19 protein-coding genes are annotated in these 20417 nt (G+C 32.6%); 12 read left to right on the forward strand and 7 right to left on the reverse strand.

Annotated features, from left to right (window positions below):
- Positions 1-114: 114 nt before the first annotated feature.
- Positions 115-1089 carry a GNAT family N-acetyltransferase gene (locus tag QLQ95_RS20110; RefSeq protein ID WP_482501378.1) on the forward strand — a complete coding sequence of 325 codons (975 nt, stop codon included), beginning with the start codon at positions 115-117 and terminating at the stop codon, positions 1087-1089.
- 106 nt (positions 1090-1195) lie between these two features.
- On the opposite strand, the gene QLQ95_RS20115 is transcribed toward QLQ95_RS20110, so the two are convergent.
- Positions 1196-1984 (reverse strand): polysaccharide lyase, encoded by a 789-nt coding sequence (locus QLQ95_RS20115; RefSeq protein ID WP_320493646.1) that lies wholly within the window; start codon positions 1982-1984, stop codon positions 1196-1198.
- Positions 1985-2637: 653 nt separating this feature from the next.
- Between QLQ95_RS20115 and QLQ95_RS20120 the strand changes: the two genes are divergently transcribed.
- The 3 genes from QLQ95_RS20120 (at position 2638) to QLQ95_RS20130 (ending at position 6063) form a co-directional block, all read left to right on the forward strand.
- The gene (locus QLQ95_RS20120; RefSeq protein WP_482501381.1) at positions 2638-4188 is read left to right on the forward strand and encodes a vitamin K epoxide reductase family protein; all 1551 of its coding nucleotides are present in this window, start codon (positions 2638-2640) and stop codon (positions 4186-4188) included.
- Positions 4189-4291: 103 nt separating this feature from the next.
- Positions 4292-4474, forward strand: coding sequence for a hypothetical protein (locus QLQ95_RS20125; protein WP_320493644.1), 183 nt, complete (start codon positions 4292-4294; stop codon positions 4472-4474).
- Positions 4475-4704: 230 nt separating this feature from the next.
- Complete coding sequence (locus QLQ95_RS20130; protein WP_482501383.1) at positions 4705-6063, forward strand: NAD-dependent succinate-semialdehyde dehydrogenase; 1359 nt, start codon at positions 4705-4707, stop codon at positions 6061-6063.
- Positions 6064-6123: 60 nt separating this feature from the next.
- Here the strand turns inward: QLQ95_RS20130 and QLQ95_RS20135 are convergent, their stop codons facing one another.
- Positions 6124-6726, reverse strand: a complete 603-nt coding sequence (locus tag QLQ95_RS20135; protein WP_482501385.1) for a hypothetical protein — start codon at positions 6724-6726, stop codon at positions 6124-6126.
- Positions 6727-6925: 199 nt separating this feature from the next.
- Between QLQ95_RS20135 and QLQ95_RS20140 the strand changes: the two genes are divergently transcribed.
- From QLQ95_RS20140 to QLQ95_RS20155, 4 genes are all read left to right on the forward strand, one after another.
- The gene (locus QLQ95_RS20140) at positions 6926-7624 is read left to right on the forward strand and encodes a DUF1826 domain-containing protein (protein WP_320493641.1); all 699 of its coding nucleotides are present in this window, start codon (positions 6926-6928) and stop codon (positions 7622-7624) included.
- A gap of 136 nt (positions 7625-7760) precedes the next feature.
- The gene (locus tag QLQ95_RS20145) at positions 7761-9185 is read left to right on the forward strand and encodes an amino acid permease (RefSeq protein ID WP_482501387.1); all 1425 of its coding nucleotides are present in this window, start codon (positions 7761-7763) and stop codon (positions 9183-9185) included.
- 169 nt (positions 9186-9354) lie between these two features.
- On the forward strand, positions 9355-9981 hold the full coding sequence (locus tag QLQ95_RS20150) for an MEDS domain-containing protein (RefSeq protein WP_482501389.1): 627 nt from the start codon (positions 9355-9357) through the stop codon (positions 9979-9981).
- 264 nt (positions 9982-10245) lie between these two features.
- Positions 10246-11268 (forward strand): META domain-containing protein, encoded by a 1023-nt coding sequence (locus QLQ95_RS20155; RefSeq protein ID WP_482501391.1) that lies wholly within the window; start codon positions 10246-10248, stop codon positions 11266-11268.
- 219 nt (positions 11269-11487) lie between these two features.
- On the opposite strand, the gene QLQ95_RS20160 is transcribed toward QLQ95_RS20155, so the two are convergent.
- From QLQ95_RS20160 to QLQ95_RS20180, 5 genes are all read right to left on the reverse strand, one after another.
- Positions 11488-11784: a hypothetical protein gene (locus tag QLQ95_RS20160; RefSeq protein ID WP_482501393.1), complete on the reverse strand. Its 297-nt coding sequence runs from the start codon at positions 11782-11784 to the stop codon at positions 11488-11490.
- A 120-nt stretch (positions 11785-11904) separates the two neighbouring features.
- Complete coding sequence (locus QLQ95_RS20165; protein ID WP_482501395.1) at positions 11905-13101, reverse strand: DUF2931 family protein; 1197 nt, start codon at positions 13099-13101, stop codon at positions 11905-11907.
- Between the two features lie 307 nt (positions 13102-13408).
- The gene (locus QLQ95_RS20170) at positions 13409-15502 is read right to left on the reverse strand and encodes a phospholipase effector Tle1 domain-containing protein (protein ID WP_482501396.1); all 2094 of its coding nucleotides are present in this window, start codon (positions 15500-15502) and stop codon (positions 13409-13411) included.
- A gap of 5 nt (positions 15503-15507) precedes the next feature.
- Positions 15508-16002, reverse strand: a complete 495-nt coding sequence (locus QLQ95_RS20175) for a DUF4280 domain-containing protein (protein ID WP_482501397.1) — start codon at positions 16000-16002, stop codon at positions 15508-15510.
- Positions 16003-16021: 19 nt separating this feature from the next.
- The gene (locus QLQ95_RS20180; RefSeq protein WP_482501399.1) at positions 16022-17179 is read right to left on the reverse strand and encodes a LysM peptidoglycan-binding domain-containing protein; all 1158 of its coding nucleotides are present in this window, start codon (positions 17177-17179) and stop codon (positions 16022-16024) included.
- Positions 17180-17498: 319 nt separating this feature from the next.
- Here QLQ95_RS20180 and QLQ95_RS20185 point away from each other — a divergent pair, with 319 nt between their 5' ends.
- The 4 genes from QLQ95_RS20185 (at position 17499) to QLQ95_RS20200 (ending at position 20139) form a co-directional block, all read left to right on the forward strand.
- On the forward strand, positions 17499-18065 hold the full coding sequence (locus QLQ95_RS20185) for an SH3 domain-containing protein (protein ID WP_482501401.1): 567 nt from the start codon (positions 17499-17501) through the stop codon (positions 18063-18065).
- A 46-nt stretch (positions 18066-18111) separates the two neighbouring features.
- Complete coding sequence (locus QLQ95_RS20190; RefSeq protein WP_482501403.1) at positions 18112-18567, forward strand: hypothetical protein; 456 nt, start codon at positions 18112-18114, stop codon at positions 18565-18567.
- A gap of 51 nt (positions 18568-18618) precedes the next feature.
- Positions 18619-19419 (forward strand): DUF6602 domain-containing protein, encoded by an 801-nt coding sequence (locus QLQ95_RS20195; RefSeq protein ID WP_482501405.1) that lies wholly within the window; start codon positions 18619-18621, stop codon positions 19417-19419.
- Positions 19420-19752: 333 nt separating this feature from the next.
- Positions 19753-20139 carry a hypothetical protein gene (locus QLQ95_RS20200; protein WP_482501406.1) on the forward strand — a complete coding sequence of 129 codons (387 nt, stop codon included), beginning with the start codon at positions 19753-19755 and terminating at the stop codon, positions 20137-20139.
- Positions 20140-20417: the final 278 nt, after the last annotated feature.

Raw genomic sequence — 20417 nt, forward strand, 5'->3', positions numbered from 1 at the left:
AAAAAGAAGCGTAATGCAAAAAACGCATTAACAAATTAAAAAATAGCATTTTTACGCATTAGGTTTTTGTCTAGTTTTATCCCTAGAAAAACACAACTACCAAAGAGTCAAAAAATGATAACAACCAAAAATCTTTTAATAAAACCTTATAAAGTCGAAGATTCAGAACGATTCTTTAAAAGTATTACCAACAACAGCGAATATTTGTATGATTACTTTGCAAACATGATAAAAGTGAATGATAGCTTAGAATCAACAAAAAAATATCTGGAGCAGAAAGAAAGAGATTGGCAAGAAAATAAAAGTTATGCTTGCGGTATATTTTCAAAAGAAAACCATGAGTTTATAGGACATATATCTGTACGAGAAATTGATTGGAGAATTCCAAAGGGCGAGCTGGCTTATTTTATTTTCAAAGAACATAATGGTAATAATTATGCTGCCGAAGCATTAATAGCGTTTAAAAACTGGTGTTTTGCAACTAAAAAGTTTAATAGACTTTTTATGAAAATTGCAGAAGAAAACGCTGCAAGCATTAAAGTAGCCGAACGTTCTGGATTTGTATATGAAGGACTTCTAAAAAAAGATTATAGAAAAAGAGAAGAAGATTTGACAGATATGAAAATATACGCATATACTGAAAATCTGGAACTTGTAAGAACGACTTCTCAAAATGCAGATTTCGCCAGTTTAATTGTAAAACTAGATGAGAATTTAGCAAGCCGAAATGGCGATATGCAGGAATACTTCAACCAATTTAATAAGGTTGATGCCATTAAACACGTCATTATTGCTTATATCAACGGAATTGCGGTGGGCTGCGGAGCTATAAAACAGTTTGATAATGATTCTGTTGAGGTAAAACGCATGTTTGTTTCTGACGAATATAGAGGAAGACGCATTGCATCAAAGGTTTTAAATGAGCTGGAAAACTGGGCTAAAGAATTAGGTTATGCATCGACCGTTTTAGAAACTAGTAATGTGCAAACAGAAGCAGTTGCATTGTACACTAAAAGGTATACTGTTATCGAAAATTATGGACAATATGCTGGAATAGAAACTAGTATTTGCTTCAAAAAGGAATTGTAGAAAGCTTTTAACTAATAACAACTTCGATGCTTTTATGATAATAAATAGCATCGAAGTTGTTGGGTTTATTTTTTCGGTTCAAATGTTTTTTAAAGTGCGTTAAACACTATAGAGCATCCCAAGATGCACTAGGATAGTAGATAGAGCTTGTTACAGGAGCTGTCCAATAGCTTTGACTTCCTCCACGGAAAGTGTGAAGACTCACTGCATTTACATTTCGCTTAGCATCGTTGGTTACCCAGCGAATTTTTTCGTTCAATATCTCTGTACCGTTCACGTAATATTTTACATATCCGTCGGTATTTGATCCTGTATTTAACTTCACAGATATCTGGCAATTATAAGTAACACCTTCTTGTATGTAATACTTCTTTCCGAAATCATTACCATATTGTCCCGGCTGATCTCTATAATATACATAAGGTTGAAGATAAGCGCCGCTTCCTTTAGCAGTATTAGAACCGCTTGGACAATACCACATAAACCTTGCGCTACCGCCATTTCCATCCCAAGCTGCATCGCCACCCGTATTTTGGTCACCAATTAAGATACCATATCCGCATTTTCCGCCTCGGCTCCAATAAAATCCGTTGTTAAATTTCATCTGAAACCAAACTGTATAAACGCCTGTAGACCAAACGCCATAAGAAGTACACAATCCACCTGGGCAAGATAAGGTGTTGGTTTGCAAAGTAATGGTTCTTGCGCCAGCAGTTCCTTTTGCTGTTGTACCGGCTTGTATGGCAGAATTATTTGAAACAGTATCTCTATTCGCGATTAAGGCAGCATCTTTTTTAGCAGTTTGAGATACCTCTAAATCTTGTTCCTTTTCGCAGGAATAAAACACCAATGCTGCAGTAGCTAGCATACAAGATAATTTTATGATTTTCTTCATTTTTTAAATTTTAAGGTTAGTAAACAATTAATAGTTAGTAAAATAGATAGTAGTATTTGAAACCGAAAGTGTAAAGTTGATTATTAATAATTTACACTAGGAGTAATAAAGTACGTTTTTACGTACACAGAAATCCAGCGTGTCTATTTGTTGCAAACTCAAATAGATAAGACTGATATTGAGAAGCTTTTCGGCACAAGCAAAAAATGTCGCTAGAGTAGAAATCAGTTTAAAAGAAGTGTAAAGGAAAAATGATGCTATTAGTTTTATTTAGGATATAAAAAAGTTTTCTCTCACTCAGAATCTCGAGAGATTTTTTTAAAAGATTTTTACGCAAATTTTAACTTTTTTGAGATGCACATTTTAACAAATGTCTAAATAGAAAGATGACCTATTAGAAGAAAACTAGAATGATTTTTATGACTAATTGAATAATCCATTTTGAGCTTAGAATCCCCAAAAATATCAATAAATACTTGGATTGTTTATATTGATAATATGTTAAAATATATGTCGATATAGTGTTTATATCGTATGATTTTGTCGAAATTATCAAAAAATATGCCAAAATGTACTATTTTTTTTACTGAAAAACCTTGCTTGTTTTGAAAGATTTAAATTACATTTACAAAAAACAAACATAATCTTTAGACATGGTACAATTAGTTCAAAAGTATTTAAGCATCAATAATTATAAAGATCAAACAGAAGAATTCGAAGACCTATTTCAATCTCATCCTGATTTTCCCAGCTTATTTGCCATTACCGATACTTTTGATTTATTATCTATAGAAAATGTAGCCGTAAGAATTCAAAAAGAACAATTATCTGAATTGCCAGATTCTTTCATAGCCGTACACAGAAACAATATAGTGTTGGCAACTCAAAAAGAAGACACCATAACTATTGAGTCAGAAGAGGAAGGAAAGAAGGTTTTACCATTTGATGATTTTACCCAAGAGTGGGATGGAATTGTAGCAGTTATTGAACCCAATGAAACTTCAAAATCAGCCGGCTTTAAAACAACTTCAAATTGGCACAACTATGCCTTAGCAATTCTTGCTTTGGTAATTGTTTCGTTTGTTTATAATAGTTACGGCATTAGCGAAATTCTGTTGCTTTTAACCTCAATTGCAGGCCTTGTTTTCAGCGTTTTTATAGTTCAAGAAAAACTAGGTGTAAAAAACGAAATGGTATCTAAATTTTGTAGTATGAGTCCTAGCGCATCATGTGACTCAGTAATTGGCTCCAATAAAGGAGAGATTAATAAATGGATCAACTTTGCAGATTTACCTGTTCTTTTTTTCGGTGTCAATTTACTTGCGGTACTAGCCAATCCTTTTGGATCAAGTGTTGTAATTGGACTTTTAAGTTTACTATCTCTTCCTGTAATTGCTTATTCTATTTATATACAAAAATGGCAACTTAAAAAGTGGTGTTTGTTGTGTTTGACAGTTTCCGCTATTATAATTCTTCAAAGTGCTGTTTGGATTTTTATGTTGCAGCCATTTGTTTACAATTCATCTAGTCTTTTTCCTTATTTGTTTTCGTTAATATTAATTGGAACCTCTTGGTTAGCAATAAAACCTATTTTAACAGGTAAAATGAAAGCAGAAGAAGAGGTAAACAAATTGAAAAAATTTAAAAGAAATTTTGGAGTCTTCAATTCGTTGACAAAGGAGATTCCGGTTTTGGCTGGTTTTAATAAGCTAGAAGGTCTTCAGTTTGGTAAAATTGATGCTGATGTTGAACTTCTAATTATTTTAAGTCCAAGTTGCGGGTATTGCCATAAAGCTTTTGCGGAATCTATGGAATTAATAACTAAATATCCAGAAAAAATATCTCTTAAAGTTTTATTCAATATTAATCCTGATAACACGAACAATCCATATAAAATTGTGGTAGATCAATTATTGGAAATTAATAGCAAAAATAAGGACTCTGTTTTAGAAGCAGTTTCAGATTGGCACATCAAAAAGGTCGGATTGGATAAATGGTTAGAGAAATGGAATTCAGGTTCTATCAGCATGAAGACAAATCAACAGGTGGAATTGCAATACGATTGGTGTCGTGAAAATCAATTTAATTACACGCCAGTGAAAATTGTAAATAATGAAATCTTTCCTCATGAGTATGAAATAAGTGACTTAAGATACTTTTTAGGTGATTTCTCAGAAGCAAAAAGTTTAAGAAAAGTAGTTTGATAGTATTTAAAAATATATAAAAAATTCTTGCGCAAGAGTAGACATAAACTTCAAGTGTCTTTAAACTGATTGAAGTATTAACTAATATTAAAAACTATATGCTATGTTAAAAAACATTTTAAAGTTAGACGGTGTTGCTGAGCTAACTAAAATTGAAAAAAGAAGTGTAAAAGGAGGTTTAGCGTGTGTTGATGGAGTATGTCCAAAACCTGGTAATTATTGTTGTCCTCCTTATCCAAGTGGAGAACAGCTATGTAGACTAATTGGTACTAGTTGTCCAGGATAAGAATTTCAAATTCTGTTATATTTCAGATTAGGTGCTTTAACATAATGTAATATAACTATAGAAAAAAGAATTTCTAACATCAGAATATCAGAAGAGACTGTTTAGGCAGTCTCTTTTTTTGTTTTAAAAAGAGACTTTCATCAAAAAAACAAGCTTTACACAATTTAAAAACTAAAAATAAATTGTACCTTTTATATCGTTTTTAAATAAATACGATAAAAAATAATGTTATGATAAAGTCTATAAATCCTTATAATCAAGAAATTGTCTATGAAGTTGCTGAGTTTGATAGGAAAGAAGTAGAAAATGCAATTGATAAAGCTGATACTCAATACTCGATTTGGAAAGAAATTCCCTTTTCTGAACGTTCCGTGTTAATGAAAGCCGCTGGTCAAGAGCTACGAAAAAATGCACGCGAATATGCCGAAATTATTACCCAAGAAATGGGAAAACCGATTACTCAGGCATTGGCAGAAGTAGAAAAATGCGCCACTTTATGTGATTATTATGCTGAGAATGCTTCAAAGATGCTTGCCGATAAAATAATAGAAACAGAAGCCCATAAGAGTTATGTAAGTTACGAACCAATAGGAATTGTTTTGGCCATTATGCCATGGAATTATCCTTTCTGGCAAGTGATGCGTTTTGCAGTTCCAGCATTAATGGCGGGAAATGTTGCCGTTTTAAAACACGCCAGCAATGTGATGAAAAGCGCCATGAGCATTGAAAAAATATTTGATCGAGCAGGCTTTCCTGCAGGATGTTTTACTAATTTGCCTATTGGAAGTAAAATGGTAGAAGAAATCATTAAAAATCCTAAAATCAAAGCAGTTACACTAACAGGAAGCGAAGCCGCAGGAAGAGCTGTTGCCGCTGTTGCTGGAAATGAAATTAAGAAAACAGTTCTAGAGTTAGGAGGCAGTAATGCTTTGGTGGTTTTTGCAGATTGCAACTTGCAGAAAACGGTTAAAACCTGTGTGCAAGCGCGTTTTCAAAATGCGGGGCAAAGCTGTATCGCGGGAAAACGTCTTCTAGTAGAATCGTCTATTGCAGAGGAGTTTACAAAAGCTTTTGTAGAAGAAGTTGGCAAACTTCGTTCGGGTGATCCTTTGAGTGAAGAAACAACAATAGGAACAATGGCAAGAGTGGACCTTGCGGAAGAATTGGAAAAACAGCTTCAAGATGCATTGGATAAAGGCGGAGAAGTTTTACTAGGGGGCAAAAGAAACAAGGCTTATTTTGAACCTACTGTTATTGGAAATGTAACAACAAATATGTCGATTTTTAAAGAAGAAGTTTTTGGTCCATTAATTGGAATCACGACTTTTAAGGATGAAAAAGAAGCTATTGCACTTTCAAACAATAGCCCATTCGGACTTGGTGTTACCATTTTTACAGAGGATTTCGAAAAAGCATTCCGATTAGTACCCAAATTTAATGAAGGAGCAGTATTTGTAAATGAACTGGTAAAAAGCGATCAGAGGCTTCCTTTTGGCGGAACTAAAAACTCAGGATATGGTCGTGAACTTTCGCAAGATGGTATTCAGGAATTTATAAACAAGAAAACAGTTTACATTAATAAATATTAACAGAATTAGAAAAGGTGTTTGAGAGTTTCAAACACCTTTTTTAATTTTAAAAATCCTACTTTACGGATTAATTATGTCTGAGTCCGGAAGGTTAAAAGATCCGTCTGTGACTTCTACTGCTACTCCTGATTCTAGATTTCGAACCTTTCCAGAAAAGGTGCCTTTAATTCCGTTTTTACTTATAGATTCAATTTTTACTATAAAAACGTCATCGGCAGCTCGAGTACTATACAAAATAGTTCCGTTTGCGGTTTGAACAGCATATCGGGCCACCATTTCTAATTCTGCTGGAGTAGAATAAGTGCCTGCGGTGATGTTTCCTCCAATTTTCCAAATTTCAAAATCTAATGATGGAGGAAGTTGCTCACCAGCAGTTTTAGGATAAGGCGCTTCATATCCCCCGAGTATAATATACTCAAATCGATTATCGTTGCCAGAGGCCTGAAAGTTGGCATTATGAAAATTTATTTTACGACCATCTAGAGTGGCTTTAAAATAATAATCAGATTCATTGTTATTTGATTCACTATCACTGCTTGAACAAGCCGAGAAAAGCACGGTTAAAATGGAAACATAAAAAAGCTGTTTTACAAAACGAGCAGTTTTATTTTTTAAAGAAAATGACTTCATTACTTTAAAACCATCAACATTAGTATCTATCATTCTATATTTTTTTTAGTTCATAACAAATTTACCAATGCAAGATGCAGTAAACAATACCTGATTTCATGGTTATTTGCTATTAAAAAGCAGTAGCTTTTCTTTAAGAAAAGAGCGCAGCATCAAATAAAATTAAATGCATAAAAAGGTAAGAAGCAACTGCTATTGCCTATTTTTGCAATCGATCTAAAATATCCAAACTATGAATAAAACATTTTCTTCCAACAGTCAAATTGGCGTGGTCTCTACTTTTTCGGAGCTTGTGCATACCGATTTTAAGGAAGAAATGAATGCATTATGTTGGTACAGAAATCTGGATGGGGATTTTAAAGAGATTGTGAATCAATTAAGTTTAAAAGAAAATATAACAGAAATTTATCCAGAAGATTTAATCGCGCTTCAATTATCTGAAAAAGGAAATAGAGCCAGAGAAATAATCTTAACCGATTTGCAACTATTAACTGAATTTGGCGCTTCGCCTTCTCTTAATTTACTGAAGTGTTACGAGCGCGATGACGAATTTGATTTCATATCTACCGATGTATATTCGTTTCACGTTGATCGTTCGCCCATTGCAACCGATACATTTTTGTGCACTTATCACGGAACAGCAAGTGATATAATTCCTAATTCGCAGGCAGAACAGAAAATTTTAATTCCAGAAATTCGAGCAAAACTAAAAGAACTGCATGATGGAGCAGAGGAAGAATTCGAAGAGTTTTTAAAAGAAAATTTCTTTGACCTGCATTATCAATTGCATGAAGGTGCAGAACCTATTAATTTAGGACAAATGCACCTTTGGCGTTTGGCCGTCGATCATCCAAAACAGCAAGTAAAGCCTTGTATTCATAGGGCGCCAAAAGAAAATGATGGAGAATATCGCTTGTTGTTGATTTGCTAGTTCAACGGCTAAAAAAAGAATATTTATATTTAATTATAAGAGAAGTCACAGAACGATGCTTTGTGTGATTGCTTTTTTAACTTATCTTCGCTTTTTATACATTCTGAATACATTTAAATACCTTAAAACAAAATCTGTGAAAAATAATCATGATGCTGTAGAAGAGAATCAGCTTAAACGTGGACTAACTAACCGACACATTCAGTTAATTGCCTTAGGCGGATCTATAGGAACAGGTCTTTTCCTTGGCATTGGTCCAGCGGCCGTATTAGCAGGGCCATCTGTTATTCTAGGATACGCTATTGCCGGAATTATCGCTTTCTTTATTATGAGACAACTGGGCGAAATGGTGGTCGAAGAACCTGTATCTGGAAGCTTTAGCTATTTTGCCTATAAATATTGCGGTTCTTTTGCCGGTTTTGCATCAGGTTGGAATTATTGGATTTTGTATATTTTAGTGAGCATGGCCGAACTTACAGCCATTGGAGTTTATGTGCAGTTTTGGTGGCCCGAAATTCCGCTTTGGGCATCGAGTTTGTTTTTCTTTTTGGTTATTAATGCCTTAAATTTTGCCTCGGTAAAAGTGTACGGAGAAACCGAATTTTGGTTTTCAATTATAAAAGTGGTAGCCATTATTGCCATGATTCTTTTTGGTACTTATCTGCTAATAAGCGGAACAGGAGGGGAACACGCTACAATTCATAATTTATATAACGACGGAGGCTTTTTTCCAAAAGGGATTTTTGAAAAAACTGAAACAGGCAGTTTTCAAGGTTTATTGTCTGCAATGGCTTTGATTATGTTCTCTTTTGGTGGTTTGGAACTTATTGGAATTACCGCTGCTGAAGCAGAAAATCCAGAGAAAAACATTCCAAAAGCTACCAATCAGGTTATTTATAGAATCCTTATATTTTACGTTGGAGCATTGGTCATATTATTTGCTTTGTCGCCTTGGAGACAAATTACGACTGACAGTAGTCCGTTTGTAATGGTTTTTCAAAACTTAAACGGAATGGAATTTGAGCTCTTTGGCAACAAAATATTTTTTACAAGCCTTATCGCCAATGTGCTTAACTTAATTGTATTAACTGCCGCTTTATCTGTATACAACAGCAGTGTTTATAGTAACTCGCGAATGCTGTTTGGTTTAGCAGATCAGAATAGTGCTCCTAAATTTTTAAAGAAGCTAAACAAACAATCGGTTCCGGTTAATGCTATTTTAGTTTCTTCGTGTTTTGCGGCTATCTGTATTTTAATAAACAAAGTAATTCCAGAAGAAGCTTTTAGTATTTTAATGTCTTTAGTAGTGTCTTGCTTGGTAATTAACTGGGTGATGATTTCGTATACGCATCTGCAATTTAGACGTGCCAAAGACAAGGAAAATACCAAAACAAAGTTTGCTTCTATATTTTATCCGGTAAGCAATTACATCTGTTTCGCCTTTCTATTGGGTATTTTAGCCATTATGTGGATGACGAATATGGAGATATCTGTAGAATTAATTCCGATTTGGCTGGGTATTCTTTTTGTATTTTATAAAGTTTTTAAAACGAAAGAATAGCCATCATTTAGTATAATATCATTATTAAGGCATTGATTATTGACGTGGGGTTAATTTTCGATGCCTTTTATATGGAGAAAATGGAACAAAATAGAATGGACTGAAAAATTTAAGATGTAGTATATGTGTACGAAAACTTATTGCGTATATTTGAATCATGAACAAACAAATGTCTTTTTCGGTATGTGGAGAATCATTTGCGTCTCCAATGCATATTTGTGGTTTTTTCGATTCGAGAGAACAACAATATGAAGTCATTATTCCTTATATTTTGGAGGGACTGGAAACGAATGATAAAGTAATTAATATTCTTGAAGGAAACCGCCATGGAGAACATTGTCGTTGTCTGGCTGATAATGGAATATCTATTGCTCAAAAACTCGCGAGTGGCCAATTGGAAGTGCTAGCTTCTGAAAATACGTATATCAAGGACGGCGAGTTTGCTGCCGAAAAAATGTACAAAACGCTTGAACAGACTTTATTATCAGCTTCAAGATCAGGATATGATAGCGTAAGGGCGTGTGGAGATATGATTTGGGCTCTTAAGAACCTGCCAGGAACTGATGAACTTTTAGAATATGAAGCCAAATTAAATCTGTTAACCCCACAACATGCAGTTTCACTAATTTGTATGTACGATGTGAACAGTTTTAGCCCAAGTACACTTACCGATATATTGCTTACACATCCTTATGTTATAAAAGATGGAAAAATCAGCAAAAATCCACATTATGTAGAGCCTTTAGAATTTATTTCTAATCTTTCGAATTATCGATCTGATAAGCTTAAGTCTTAAGTAATTTTCTTTTTTTCTCATAAGCTTAAAAAAGCTAAAAATCCTACTAAAACATCCTTAAATGTAATAGAAAGAAGACTTTTGCTTAAGTAAAACAAGTAAGCTGATTATCAATATTTAGCAGTTTGATTGTTAAAGAAAAAGCCGAATTTAGGGCTGATAAAAAAAAGTTAAAAGCATTCTTTATTTTAGAATGGCACAATTCATGCCTGCAAAAAAAACATAAATAATCTGAATGCTTAATCGGTATTCTAAAAAATTAAAATGATGAAAAGATTTAAATGTATGTATGTTTTTGTGGTAGTATTAGTATCAGCATTTACATACGGTCAGGAAAGTTTAAAAATGTTTGTAAAAGAAAGTAAAGTGCCATGTCAAGGTGTTGGTCCTATGGAATGTCTGCAAGTGAAGTATGATAAGGACAAAGAATGGCAACTTTTTTATGATCATATTGAAGGTTTTAATTTTGAAAAAGGAAATCGATATGAGATAATGGTAACCAAAACCAAAAGACCAGAACCTATTCCGGCGGATGCTTCTTCCTACCAGTATAAACTGAAAAGTATTATTTCGAAAACGCCTGTAAATACCGAAAAAGGCATTTACAATACCAAAATGATTTTAACCCAGTTAAACGGAAAAAAGATAAATAGCGGAAAAGCATTTATTACCATTAACGATGAAACGGGTACTATAAGCGGTAAAAACGGATGTAATAATTTCAACGTAAAATACACGAAGCTTTCTTCAAAAAATCAAATTAAGACCAATTCTCCAATGGGAACTTTAATGGCTTGCGACGACGAAAGCATGAAATTAGAACAAGAATTTAGTACTGCGATAACAAAGAAAAAGTTCAAAATTGTAAAGAAAAACAATACTGTACAGTTTAAAAACGCGAAGAACAAAGTGGTTATGGAATTTTCTATTCCAACTCAAGACCAATTGTGGAGTTTTATCGAAAAAAATAACTGGAAACTAATAGCTCTAGAAAATGTTGGACAGGATTACGGCAGAGCATCTATTAAGTTTAATGTAGCAGAAAAGAAAGTGAGCGGAAACACAGGCTGCAACAACTTCTCTGGAACTTATGAAACTAACGGTGATCGTATTTCTTTTGATAAAGTAGCGTCTACAAGAATGGCATGTATTGGTGAAGGAAATGAAACAGAGCAAAAAGTGCTGTCGTATTTAAACAATAAAGACCTTCGTTTTGATGTAGCAGACCAAACGCTTAATTTTTATCTTAACGATAAATTGGTCATGATGTTTGGCATTACAAAATAAACCGTTCTAGAAGTCATCTTAAAAGAGAAGATGATTTATGAAAAATAATTGTAAAACCAGTGAAGTTAATTCACTGGTTTTTTTATGGGTATTAGTTTTAAAGTCTGAAATTTTATGAACTCATATTTCCAAAGTGTTCATAAAATGCTGTGCAAATGTCTCTGACTTTGAGTTTTTTTTAACTTCTATATTATTTATATACTTCATTATTCACGAATATTAATAATTAATAATTGCAACGCTTGCAATAACCATAAATATAAAAAGAGGAATAAAGAGTAACAATAAAACAATATTTAAGTTTCTTATTATACGATTTTTATCTTGATGAGAAGTAAGGGTTTCTTTTAGTAGAAATATGATAATTGCAAAAATCAGAATACTTGAAAAAATTGAAAAAAAAAGGTATTCTTCAAAAGTTCCATTTTCAAGGCCTCCTATTTCCCATATTAGAAATAAGATAAAAAAAGGAATAATTAACCTTATTGTTAAATGCCCAGCTATATTATTTTTCATTATTTAGATAGGTTTATTATAGTTGTAAATATTAATTATTTTAAAAAGATTACCCGTCGATAATTTTTACATCAGGTTCTCCATCATGCCTACAGAGGTTGAAGCAGAACAGAATTTTGTTTATTCTGCATCATAAACTTCCACTTTTGAGTTTGGTATTTCAACTTCTGAAGTTGGGGATTTTAAATAGACTTTACCAGAATAGACCGGTTTTTTGATGCTACTTTTTATAATTTCTTTATTGAATTTAATATGCAACTCAACATTTTCATTTTTATCGAAAAATGTTTTAAAGCGCTCCATTAATTGATTGTTGAAATTGCGTTTCTCCAATGGATCTTTTATTGCGTCATTTTCATTTGTTGTTTTACCATCAAGTAGATCAACCCAAATGCGAACTTCTAATTGTCTTGAAAATTGATCTTTTACAAAAATCACAAAACTTATAGGTACAGCTTTTCCAACAACAGTATCGTTAAGAAATTCAATGCCAGTATTGGTGTTGCTAATAACTTCGTTATTCATAAAAAAGATATCGTAATTGTATATTTTAAAGTCTGCTCTATTGGTGCCAATTTTATAATGATATCGTTTCAGACGATTTTTGAAATATGTATTGCTTATTTTATTATTGGCTATTTCTTCCTGAACAAATAGAGGCATATCTTTTTGATAGTTTTTTATGACTTCCTTTCTATCTAAATTTTTACTGAAATCACCCCATTCAATGTCAAAGGTTTCATGTCCTTGATATGTTCCAATTTCTTTATTACCAATCCCGCCAATCCATAAAGTGACCAAACCTTCTGGAGCAAAGGCGACGGTTAGTGTATTATATTCATTTTTATATTCTACACCATCCATTCCCATTGTAGTTCCATAATCTTTTTTAAAGATATCGTACATTTTTTTTTGAGGCAATTCGAAATCACCTGAAAAAAACTTATTTTCAGCATACGAAAACCAAGTGATTTGCATACGTTCTGGAACTTTCTTTTTATCATCACCAACTACCATAGTACCGCTGCTACTAGCTCCCCAACTATCGTTTAGATATTGTTCGCTTGGTATCCATGCAGTGGTGTTATCAGATAAAATAAAACTACCATAGACAACCTCTACAGGACAAGTTTCATCGGCACTTGTTTCAGCCAACCATTCAAATTTTTCTATTTTTGTAAGCATTTCTTTTTTCTTTTCTTTATTAAATATTAGCATGCCTCTTTCCTTGCATATATCATATCCAGCTTTTAGTAATACTGCTAATAGAATTATAACTATTAAAATGTAAATTTTGTTTAAACTGTTTATTTTCATGTTTTTAGATTAATGTGACCCCATGCCTTTGACAAATTCATTTGTATAACAGATTAATAATAATAGCATAATGCTTAATATTATAAGAAGTATGAATAAAATTTTTGCAAGCATTTTTTTTAATCCATACACATATACATAGAAAGAAAACAAAATTGTAAAAACAGGAATTGTTGTTATTAATTTTTCTCCATTTGAATGATCTGAATAAAAAAAACTGCATAAAAAAGAAATTACCAAGATTAGAAATAATGATAGTATTTTGTTTTTATTTTGATCTGACATTTTATTTAAATCTCGTTTATATTTATCCATCAATCTTTTTTCTATAAGGTTTTCCGTCTTCATATCTGCCTTCTTTTCCCATACTATCACAAGTTGATCGATGAAGGTATTTGTTGCGTATAAAATGCAATTTTTCATTTTTAAACGTTACGGCTTTACTATGTGCTCCATCATTTGTAATGGCATAATTTAATAGCAAATTCTTTGCTTCTTCGAGGTCATCTGGGACTTTGTAAGTCTCCTTTTTACCTTTTTGCATTAACGAGTTATCAAACATCATTTTATAATTTTCCGCGAGTTTAACCATTATAGAAAGTGGGATAAATTGATAGGATAGAGGTATTGTTCGAGTAGCCACATGTGTAGTATACGATAATCCTTCATTTGAAGTTGTTGTGGTTACAATTTGTTCTTTATAATACCATCCTTCTTTTATTAAAGTTTCTTTTATGTTATCAAAACCCTTTTCCAAATGCAGTTTTCTTATTTCCTTTTCAATTTCGGCGTAACCTCCGCCAATGTCACTATGGACACCAGGTATAGATAGCTCATAGCCAATACCAGCATCAATAGAGCTTTTAATATTGGTAAGAGAAAAGTTTTCACGATATTCATCAGATGCGGTAATATGTATCACTTTTTTAATATTTCCTTCTAATTTTAATTTTAATTCTTCTACATCATCAAAATTATGTGAAACACCAGAGCCATATCTTCCAAATTTGCCTTCTACTTCATATGAGGAAACAGTATCAAATAATCCAACAAATTGTACGGCAAATTTGTTAGATTCTAAATTATACATATCCTGTAGCTTTCGTCTTTGCGATATAAAATTTCTTGCGGCCGCTGCACCACGGCTAAAACCAAAAACGGTTAGATCTATTTCATTAACAAATTGGTTTTCTTTTATAAATTTATCAGCTTTGAGTTTGTCAATTTTTTTCTTTATCTCCATAAAAGCTTTACTAACTTTAAGGGGAATTCCTGATTTATCACCGCTTCCAAAAGCATATCCCATTATATCATCTTTATCATTATCCCTTGTACCTTCTCCTTCAATGTAAACTTTTACTTTATTTTCACTGTTTTCTGCAATGTTTATGTTGTGTAAAATAGCAATGTTAGAAAAGTAGTTATCATAACTGCTTTCATTCTCATCATTGTCCTCAAAAGCTTTTGCTGCTATTTCTTCGTCAGGAGTTATTTTTATTCCCTTTTTCTTCTTTTCGTAAGCTAATCTCGCTTCAGTATTTTTCATATTATTTTTCGTTCCATCAAAAAACACATTAACTGTTACTTTGACACCTACTTTATTATCAGGTTTCTTTTGCTTATCAGGAACAGCGACTTTTGCAACACTATTATTTTTAGGAGGTTCAATTGTTTTTTTGAGATCATTTATAATCTTAAGCTGTATGGTGTCTTGTATGGTATCAATTTTTCCTATATACTTAACTTGGGCATAAAATTCGTGCTCGCTTTCGTCTCTATAATCTTTATCGTTTAGTATTTTTTGATATACTTTTATGTTGTTAAAGTATAGCTCTGCTTTTCCATATTTATCAACTGGAGACGTAGTATAGGTTCCCATATTTCTAGAAATGCTAGAGTGTCCATCTGCACCTTCGTCTTCCCAAATCGTTACTTGAAGCCTGTCTCCAGCTGGAATATTTAGGGTATGAATAAACAAACGGACATTGTCAGAATAACCAATCGCTTTACCGTTTAGGTCGCGATAATATTGGTCTTGCCATTTAAGCTCTTCTATGCTTGGTGTTCCTGCAACTGGCGTAACATTTAGTTTGGCAGTATCTTTTGCTCCATGAATATCGGTAAACGTAACGGCAATTGTGTAATTGATTCCTAAGCTTGCTTGATTAAAAGTAACTCTACCATCGTTGCCTAAATCTAAAAACAGTTTTCCGTTTTTTAAAAGCGTCCAATGCTGTTTTATAATTTTAGAACCATCTACCTCTTTATTGCTATCCTCTTTTTCATTTACATAAAATTGCACTCCTTTTTTTTCTCGATCATTAGCCGTTTTTGTGTACATTAGCGAATAAACATTTTTGCCAATTATAGGCCTTGAATCTCCTTTGATATAAAATTTCATCACTATTATTTTTTAGCTTCAGGTATTCCGTTTAGGTCGTTCTGAAATTCCGCCATATTAAACATCGGGTTTATTAGATTATGAACATCTGGATTTGCATTGATAAAATTTTGCTCACTAGGTTCCGCTATTTGCCCGTGATTTGTAACTTCAATACAATCAGGTCCGCCAACAGGACAAGTAGCTTTACTGTCTTCTAGTAATGCTTTGCCATTATTAGACAAGGTTATTTTTTCATAAAAACCACTCCATTTGGTAATTGTAGCTTGGCATGGTAAATAATCGCCGCTTCCGTTAGGTTGCTTTTTACATTTGCCGAAAGTATTCTTTTCTAGAGTTTGACCTATCTCTTTATCAGTCGCTATAAGTTTTGCACTGCCATCTTTATCGTTTGCATAATGTTTACTTTGCGTTTTTACTTTTAATTTATCAAGTTTGGGCTCTACACTAAACTTACATTTTAGCGTTGCACCGTTTACAACAATGTGTTTTTGGCTCATAATTTTATCTTATTCTTAATTAATGGAGTTTAAAAAGATCCTTGAAAAAACTTTCTTTTTTGATCGTTTCACCTACAAAAAAGTCATGATTTTGCTCAGATGCTGTAATCTTTTTGTCATTGAGGTTGTAGATTTTAACTGTCGCTTTTTTAGTAATATCACCAATAATACCGCATTCTAAACTTGCATTTTCTATGCAGTAAGTATTGGGATTTAAGTGGTAAATAGAATGATAACTTCCAGAGAAAATATTCTTCTCAAAAGCACTTTCTTGTGATGTATTGGTCAATGTGCCTTTTTTTTCAATTACCACCATATTGCTATCATTTAGGAACTCATCAATTTTTTGAGTTACTTGAAATGTTAGAGCATTATCTTTGAGAGTAATGGCAAAATCTACGGCTGTTGTAAAAGATAAATCGGAAGTGTAAGTAGTATGAATTCCGTTAAAGAAAACTTTTAAAAACCAATCATCAGATAAATTTTGAAGCAAGTTTTCTTCTTCATTTAATATAGAATCGATAGTAGTTAAATATTTGTGTATAGCGACACTTTCATTTTTTTCTACGATCGTTTTTCTTTTTGCTATCCATCGTTCGCGTATAGCACTAAAATTATGGAGGTCGATCCATTTACCTTCTGGATCAATCACAATTAGCAGCGGATACAAAACGTTTGAAACTTCTTCGGCTATAACATCTGTTAAGGTGTCAACTTGAGCATTATTTAAATATATTTTAGATATTCTATCAATTTCAAATAAAGAATATCCATTTTTATCTTTTTTAAGATACTCTACACTTACTTTGTATTTTATAGTTTGCAAATGCTTTTCGTTTTCAGTTGTCTGAAGCACCATGTAGCTATTTTTGCCTCTTACGTTATGGAAAGGTATTTTGAAACCATTATCGAAAATTACTTTAGTTGGCTTTACATTCTCTTGCTCGTTATCTGATTCCTGTTTTGTTGGTTTTAAAAGAAGAAATTCTAAGTGACTTGGAAAATCAGCATTTATTACATCGCGATCTTCTATGCAATTAAAGTTATGATAATGTCTAAGTTCGTCGAGTGTTATTTCAAGTTTATCTGCTACCAAAATAGGAGTGTCTCCTTCTTGTATTTTGTAAGTAAAGTGTTTAACTGCTCCCCAATTGTCTAAAATTTTACCAATAGTCATGAAAATAGTATGATTTATTTCGATGCTAAATATACATACTTTTCTTACATTTAGAATAAAAATATACTAAAAATAAATTATTTCTTGTTAAATTTTGGTTTTCTTTGTTTGTATGACGTAGATTAGATAGTTAAACTGTTATTTTAAATCTGGTGAGATATACTTTGTGGGCACGGATTACAAATCCGCGCGATCGGGTTTAAAAATGCTTTTACAAATCCGTGCGATCGGAGCGATCGGGAAATATCCGTAATTACGGAAAACCGTATATTTTTGTGAAAAGCTTTCTTTAGGTTTGTCTAAAATAAAACGGTTTATTATGATTAAAATAATATTTACTTATACGCTTTTCTTTTTTACAGTACTAACTTCGAGTGCACAGAACGATAAACTTGTGGCCAGTTGTTGTGATTCAAAACCTAAAGAAGATGGCAGATGTACCGGTAGCGCGTACTGCAGTGCCTGTTCGAACTGCAGCAGATGTGCACATTGTTCCAGCGGAGGGAGTTGCGGGGTATGTAATTCTCGTTCGCAAACCGTTAGGTACACAGCACCACCTAAAACTACAAAGAGCAGGATTTCAAATCCGTCTACAAAACCTGCGGTAACTTCTTTTACTTCCGAGACATCCGTTAAATCCAAAGAAAAGAAAGAATCTATTACAAAAAAAGCGGTAATTATCTATAGTCCTGAAGATATGCTGGCCGTAAATGTGGAAACCCTTAAGTTGCGTGAAGGGCCAGGAAATGAATATGATGTAATAGAAAACCTTAAAAAGTATGATATCTTAATGGTTATTGCTATTGATGGGGAATGGTTGCAGGTGAAAGTAATTCAATCAGGTAATTTTGGATATGTGAATGTGAAATATGTATATAAGATGTAGAGTAGCGGTGTAGAATTTTATTGTTAGATTTGTTAAAATCAAACTAATGAACAATTTAGAAATTTTTAAATGGCTTGCTATATTTTCGCCGATTGCTAGTGGAATAATAGTAGGTGTTGTAACTCATATACTTTCAAATCGATCAAAGCGTATAGAAATTCTATATCAAAACAAAATTCGAGCCTTTAATGAGCTTCATAAAATACTTATTGAGTATAGATTTGAATTAGAGCAGATTATCTACAAAAATCCATTTCTTGAAAGGAGCCCTGATGCAAAGGGCACAGTTGAAACTCTTACTTTATTAAATAATGCTCTTGTGCGTAACAGTATATATCTAAATAAAGAAAGTAGAGAAGCAGTAATGAATTTAGTTACAAAGATTAATTTCTTCTGCGGTTCTCAAATGCAGGATTTTGAAAATATAAACCCTTATATAGATATGGCAGTTGAAATTAAGAAAGTGATCGATATTTTGTATAAAGACCTTAATCTTAAATAATCAGCCAAAATATTAACTATATTAGCTATTTAACGAATCCTAGTTATTAAAATGGAAAATTATTTCTTTTTATTAAGTCAAGAATTTGACCTTCGAATTAAACAGGCAAAAGAGTTCATTAAGAATCATAATCCAAGTTTAGGTGCAATTAACGAAGAAATTTTACGTAAATTTTTAAAAGACCATTTACCAAAATGGGTTGAAGTAGCTCAAGGCTTCATTCTCTCGAAAGATGGGACTTTTTCTACGCAATGTGACATTTTAATTTATAACTCTCATTTTTATGCGCCTTTATACAGAGTTAATGATTTGGTAATAGTTTCACCAGAATCAGTAATTCATGTCATTGAAGTAAAGACAAAAATTAACCAAAAAATGCTACATGAACAATTTCCTAAATTTAAAACGATAAAAACGATTTGTCCAAATGCCGATACAAGCGTATTTATATTTTATCCACCAAAATGGGAAAAAATAATAGAATATATAGATAAATTCAGATTCTTAGATTATTCAGACACTCAAGTACTAGATAAAGTTTATGGATTTAATAATTATTGTTTATCGAAAGAAAATATAGTAAGTAAGAAAAAAAAAGGTGTAGGTTTTACGTGTATACAGTATTTTAATGAAAAAAATCAAAGCGCTCTATTTGAACATTTTTTTTACAACATTTATGCAAGAATCGAAAGCCGAATTAATAATGATTTAAAAGTTGGAATTGATAATGTTTGGCACGTAAGAGCAGATACTATGGAGCAACATGGGAGAATTGGTTATTCAAAATCTGGAATCTCCAGCATGGAGTTTGGAAATATCATTATTGAAAAAGATTTTAAAAGCAATCGCTAACTCCCTCGCTTGCGATCGTATTGGTCGTGCGTTAAATGGGGGCGATGCTTCCACTAGAAAAAAAATGCTTATACAGCTACCCGATCGTGCAGATTTAGCTACGCAACGATAGCGCGGATTTGTAATCCGTGCCCGCAAAGTAACTCCCCCAGCCGCCGCGAGCGTCTGGCTGTGAACGTAAAGTTTTGTCTGTCCTTGAAAAAGTTTTAGTACTTGTCTGAAAATGTTTTTACAAATTGACATTAATTGACTTTTCTGTGTGTACACGAGCGAGGTGCTCGCGTTAGCAGGGAATTAGTTGTTACCCAAATATAATCCTTAATAAATAACAATATGGCTATTTTAGATAACTATAATTTAAATTTTAGTAATGATATTTTTATTTACCCTGATAATCAAAAAGTATATCACAAAAATGCAAATCATAATATTAAAAATAATTTTTTTGGATATCTGTTACATTATTTTAAAGATGTAGAAAGTATTAATGATATAATAGCTGATATAGATTTTATCCTGACCGATGGATATTATAATGATGAATATCAAAGAGATATTTTTTTAGATCGATTATTTGTTTTTTATCATGATAAAACAGTGATTTTTAAAACCCAAAACGGTATCTTACTACAAGAAGTACCACTTATTGATTTTAAAGAAATACTTATATTGTGGCGTGCATTTTTACAAACTACTCCTTTACATGGGACTAATGTATAAATAAATGCGATTGAGCGGATTTCCAATCCATGCCCTCAAAGATTGGTTTGATCCCCCAGCAGCCGCGAGCGTCTGGCTCGTGAACGTAAAGTTTTGTCTGTCCTTAAAAAAGTTTTAGTACTTGTCTGAAAATGTTTTTACAAATTCACATTAATTGATCTTCTGTGTGTTCACGAGCGAGACGCTCGCGCCAGCGGGGAGCACGGATTGAAAATTTGCGAGATCGAGTTATATAAATGAATATATTTAGACAGAAATTAAAAGTAAAACAATTGTAT

It is taken from the genome of Flavobacterium sp. B330r, assembly GCF_056824325.1.